Source organism: Kribbella sp. NPDC051586, assembly GCF_044453965.1.
Taxonomy (GTDB): Bacteria; Actinomycetota; Actinomycetes; order Propionibacteriales; family Kribbellaceae; genus Kribbella.
The window spans coordinates 1-5,531 of sequence record NZ_JBITDF010000010.1 but is presented as its reverse complement, the minus strand read 5'-3'; the positions used below and the strand labels follow the sequence as shown (position 1 = coordinate 5,531).

The 5,531-nt window shown below is 56.6% G+C and carries 3 rRNA genes; all 3 read left to right on the top strand.

Annotation, left to right across the window (positions count from 1 at the left end):
- The first annotated feature begins 68 nt into the window (after positions 1-68).
- A 16S ribosomal RNA gene (locus ACIA58_RS41500) occupies positions 69-1,593 on the top strand.
- Between the two features lie 487 nt (positions 1,594-2,080).
- Positions 2,081-5,200 (top strand): 23S ribosomal RNA (locus tag ACIA58_RS41495).
- Positions 5,201-5,366: 166 nt separating this feature from the next.
- A 5S ribosomal RNA gene (rrf, locus tag ACIA58_RS41490) occupies positions 5,367-5,484 on the top strand.
- The 16S, 23S and 5S rRNA genes sit together here, the layout of an rRNA operon.
- Positions 5,485-5,531: the final 47 nt, after the last annotated feature.

Below are 5,531 nucleotides of genomic sequence, written 5' to 3'. Positions count from 1 at the left end.
TTGTTTCTGATTCAAAGGATCGCTTTTCCGATTGTCGGCTCACCGGTTTTGCCGGTTTGTCATAGTTTTCAACGGAGAGTTTGATCCTGGCTCAGGACGAACGCTGGCGGCGTGCTTAACACATGCAAGTCGAGCGGTAAGGCCCCTTCGGGGGTACACGAGCGGCGAACGGGTGAGTAACACGTGAGCAACCTACCCTCAACTTTGGGATAAGCCTCGGAAACGGGGTCTAATACCGGATAATACTGACCGTCTCATGGTGGTTGGTTGAAAGTTCTGGCGGTTGGGGATGGGCTCGCGGCCTATCAGCTTGTTGGTGGGGTAATGGCCTACCAAGGCGTCGACGGGTAGCCGGCCTGAGAGGGCGACCGGCCACACTGGGACTGAGACACGGCCCAGACTCCTACGGGAGGCAGCAGTGGGGAATATTGCGCAATGGACGAAAGTCTGACGCAGCAACGCCGCGTGAGGGATGACGGCCTTCGGGTTGTAAACCTCTTTCAGCAGGGACGAAGCGAGAGTGACGGTACCTGCAGAAGAAGGACCGGCCAACTACGTGCCAGCAGCCGCGGTAATACGTAGGGTCCGAGCGTTGTCCGGAATTATTGGGCGTAAAGGGCTCGTAGGCGGTTCGTCACGTCGGGAGTGAAAACTCGGGGCTTAACCCCGAGCCTGCTTCCGATACGGGCAGACTAGAGGTAGGCAGGGGAGAGCGGAACTCCTGGTGTAGCGGTGGAATGCGCAGATATCAGGAAGAACACCGGTGGCGAAGGCGGCTCTCTGGGCCTTACCTGACGCTGAGGAGCGAAAGCGTGGGTAGCGAACAGGATTAGATACCCTGGTAGTCCACGCCGTAAACGTTGGGCGCTAGGTGTGGGGGACATTCCACGTCCTCCGTGCCGCAGCTAACGCATTAAGCGCCCCGCCTGGGGAGTACGGCCGCAAGGCTAAAACTCAAAGGAATTGACGGGGGCCCGCACAAGCGGCGGAGCATGCGGATTAATTCGATGCAACGCGAAGAACCTTACCTGGGTTTGACATATAGGGAAATCTCGCAGAGATGCGGGGTCCGTAAGGGTCCTATACAGGTGGTGCATGGCTGTCGTCAGCTCGTGTCGTGAGATGTTGGGTTAAGTCCCGCAACGAGCGCAACCCTCGTCCTATGTTGCCAGCACGTCCTTCGGGATGGTGGGGACTCATAGGAGACTGCCGGGGTCAACTCGGAGGAAGGTGGGGATGACGTCAAGTCATCATGCCCCTTATGTCCAGGGCTTCACGCATGCTACAATGGCCGGTACAAAGGGCTGCGAAACTGTAAGGTGGAGCGAATCCCAAAAAGCCGGTCTCAGTTCGGATTGGGGTCTGCAACTCGACCCCATGAAGTCGGAGTCGCTAGTAATCGCAGATCAGCAACGCTGCGGTGAATACGTTCCCGGGCCTTGTACACACCGCCCGTCACGTCATGAAAGTCGGCAACACCCGAAGCCGGTGGCCTAACCCTTGTGGAGGGAGCCGTCGAAGGTGGGGCTGGCGATTAGGACGAAGTCGTAACAAGGTAGCCGTACCGGAAGGTGCGGCTGGATCACCTCCTTTCTAAGGAGCATACGGCGCCGGCTCGTCAGAGTCTGGTGTCCATTCATCGTTTCCAAGGCGAATGTTCTTGGGCGATGGTGCTTCGGAATGTGGAACATTGACCATTAGGTGTTGAAGCGGAGTCGCTGAAGCTAGTACTGCCCCTGTTGTGGGCGTGGAACGTGGAGTGGCCGAGTGGATCGCCGAGGCGCGCTGTTGGGTCCTGAGGAATCGGGCCCTGGCTCACAGGATTCGTCCTGGGGGTTCGGGGACTGGTTTTTCTAGGGTCACTGTCACACTGGTGTGAGTTGGTGTGGTGGGTGGCTGGGGCCGGCCTTCGATAAACCGTCGAGGGGGTTCTTGCACCGGGTGTGTTGTTTCCCTGGGTGAGGGTTCTTCTTGGTAGGTGTCGGGTTGAGGTTGGTTGTCCTGCCCGTATTTTGAGAACTGTATAGTGGACGCGAGCATCTCTTTGTAGCGTAATTTTGCTTTTTGTATGTTTGTTTTGTGACAAGCTACTAAGGGCAATCGGTGGATGTCTTGGTACCAAGAGCCGATGAAGGACGTTGGAGCCTGCGATAAGCCCCGGGGAGTTGGCAACCGAGCTGTGATCCGGGGGTGTCCGAATGGGGAAACCCAGCTGGCATTCTAAAGCCAGTTACCAGTGCCTGAACACATAGGGTTCTGGAGGGAACGCGGGGAAGTGAAACATCTCAGTACCCGCAGGAAGAGAAAACAAAAGTGATTCCGTGAGTAGTGGCGAGCGAAAGCGGATGAGGCTAAACCATGTGCGTGTGATAGCCGGCGTGCGTTGCGCATGTGGGGTCGTGGGAGCATTCTGACACTAATGCCGTGGTGTCGAAGAGTTATCAATCACTGTTGAAGTCGAATCTTCTGGAATGTTGAGCCGTAGTGGGTTATAGCCCTGTAGGCGTAAGACAGTGACTCTTGAGTGTTTTCCCAAGTAGCACGGGACTCTTGAAATTCCGTGTGAATCTGGCGGGACCACCCGCTAAGCCTAAATACTTCTTGGTGACCGATAGCGGACTAGTACCGTGAGGGAAAGATGAAAAGTACCCCGGGAGGGGAGTGAAATAGTACCTGAAACCGGTTGCCTACAATCCGTCGGAGCATCTCCTTGTGGGGTGTGACGGCGTGCCTTTTGAAGAATGAGCCTGCGAGTTAGTGGTGTGTGGCGAGGTTAACCCGTGTGGGGTAGCCGTAGCGAAAGCGAGTCTGAATAGGGCGCTTTAGTCGCATGCTCTAGACCCGAAGCGGAGTGATCTATCCATGGGCAGGTTGAAGCGTGGGTAAGACCGCGTGGAGGACCGAACCCACCAGGGTTGAAAACCTGGGGGATGACCTGTGGATAGGGGTGAAAGGCCAATCAAACTCCGTGATAGCTGGTTCTCCCCGAAATGCATATAGGTGCAGCGTCGCGTGTTTCTTACCGGAGGTAGAGCACTGGATGGTCTAGGGGGCTTACCGGCTTACCGAAATCAGCCAAACTCCGAATGCCGGTAAGTGAGAGCGCGGCAGTGAGACTGCGGGGGATAAGCTCCGTAGTCGAGAGGGAAACAGCCCAGATCACCAGCTAAGGCCCCTAAGCGATTGCTAAGTGGAAAAGGATGTGGAGTTGCCCAGACAACCAGGAGGTTGGCTTAGAAGCAGCCACCCTTGAAAGAGTGCGTAATAGCTCACTGGTCAAGTGATTCCGCGCCGACAATGTAGCGGGGCTCAAGCAATCCGCCGAAGCTGTGGCACTCACACAAGTACCCGGTGTTTTAGGACATCCAGGTGTGTGGGTGGGTAGGGGAGCGTCGTGCAGCGTGTGAAGCAGCCTAGTGATGGAGTTGTGGATGCTGCACGAGTGAGAATGCAGGCATGAGTAGCGAATGACGGGTGAGAAACCCGTCCGCCGGATGATCAAGGGTTCCAGGGTCAAGCTAATCTGCCCTGGGTAAGTCGGGACCTAAGGCGAGGCCGACAGGCGTAGTCGATGGACAACGGGTTGATATTCCCGTACCGGCATTAACACGACCCGACCGAACCCGCTGATGCTAAGGACGTGAAGCTGTGATGTCTTCGGACGGATCGGTGGACTGTTCGGCCCGAGGTGGTAGTAGGTGCATTGAGGAGTGACGCAGGAGGGTAGTCCAACCGCGGCGATGGTAGGCGCAAGCTGATCCGCGGGCAAGGTGGTAGGGCGAGGCATAGGCAAATCCGTGTCTCACATAGCCTGAGAGCCGAGGCGGACCCGTTCAGGGGAAGTGGATGATCCCATGCTGCCGAGAAAAACTTCGCAGTGAGTGTTAGAGCCGCCCGTACCCCAAACCGACACAGGTGATCAGGTAGAGAATACCAAGGCGATCGAGTGAACCATGGTTAAGGAACTCGGCAAAATGCCCCCGTAACTTCGGGAGAAGGGGGACCGGATCCGTGACACCATTTGCTGGTGGAAGCGGTGATGGTCGCAGAGACCAGGCCCAAGCGACTGTTTACTAAAAACACAGGTCCGTGCGAAGAAGTAATTCGATGTATACGGACTGACGCCTGCCCGGTGCTGGAACGTTAAGGGGACAGGTTAGTCGGCTCAGGCCGGCGAAGCTTTGAACTTAAGCGCCAGTAAACGGCGGTGGTAACTATAACCATCCTAAGGTAGCGAAATTCCTTGTCGGGTAAGTTCCGACCTGCACGAATGGCGTAACGACTTGGGCGCTGTCTCAACCGTGGACTCGGCGAAATTGCATTACGAGTAAAGATGCTCGTTACGCGCAGCAGGACGGAAAGACCCCGGGACCTTTACTACAACTTGGTATTGGTGGTCGGTACAATTTGTGTAGGATAGGTGGGAGACTGTGAAGCTCGGACGCCAGTTCGGGTGGAGTCATCGTTGAAATACCACTCTGATTGTTCTGGCTGTCTAACTTTGGTCCGTTATCCGGATCAGGGACAGTGCCTGGTGGGTAGTTTGACTGGGGCGGTCGCCTCCTAAAAGGTAACGGAGGCGCTCAAAGGTTCCCTCAGCCTGGTTGGCAATCAGGTGTCGAGTGTAAGTGCACAAGGGAGCTTGACTGTGAGACAGACATGTCGAGCAGGGACGAAAGTCGGAACTAGTGATCCGGCGGTGGCATGTGGGAGCACCGTCGCTCAACGGATAAAAGGTACCCCGGGGATAACAGGCTGATCTTCCCCAAGAGTCCATATCGACGGGATGGTTTGGCACCTCGATGTCGGCTCGTCGCATCCTGGGGCTGGAGTAGGTCCCAAGGGTTGGGCTGTTCGCCCATTAAAGCGGCACGCGAGCTGGGTTTAGAACGTCGTGAGACAGTTCGGTCCCTATCCGCTGCGCGCGCAGGAGACTTGAGAAGGGCTGCCCCTAGTACGAGAGGACCGGGGTGGACGAACCTCTGGTGTGCCAGTTGTTCCGCCAGGAGCACGGCTGGTTGGCTACGTTCGGGAGTGATAACCGCTGAAAGCATCTAAGCGGGAAGCACGCTTCAAGATGAGGTCTCCCACCGGGTTAACCGGGTAAGGCCCCCAGTAGACCACTGGGTTGATAGGCCAGAAGTGGAAGCGCCGCAAGGTGTGGAGCTGACTGGTACTAATAGGCCGAGGGCTTGTCACACACACAACCCCCTGTAACGGGACGGTTGTCAAACGTCGAAAAGCCTGCGCTATGTAACTGATGTTCGCGTTCACTGTACGGTTCCCGGAATACGGTCAGCCCCCAGCAACCAAACCCTGAACAGGGGTTTGTGGCTTGGTGCAGGTTGATAGTGTTCTCATATTGTTTCGGTGGCCATAGCGTCGGGGAAACACCCAGTCTCCATTCCGAACCTGGAAGTTAAGCCCGCCAGCGCCGATGGTACTGCGACCGGGAGGTCGTGGGAGAGTAGGACGCCGCCGGACATTCACACTGTTAAGGGCCACCCCACCCGGGGTGGCCCTTAACACAT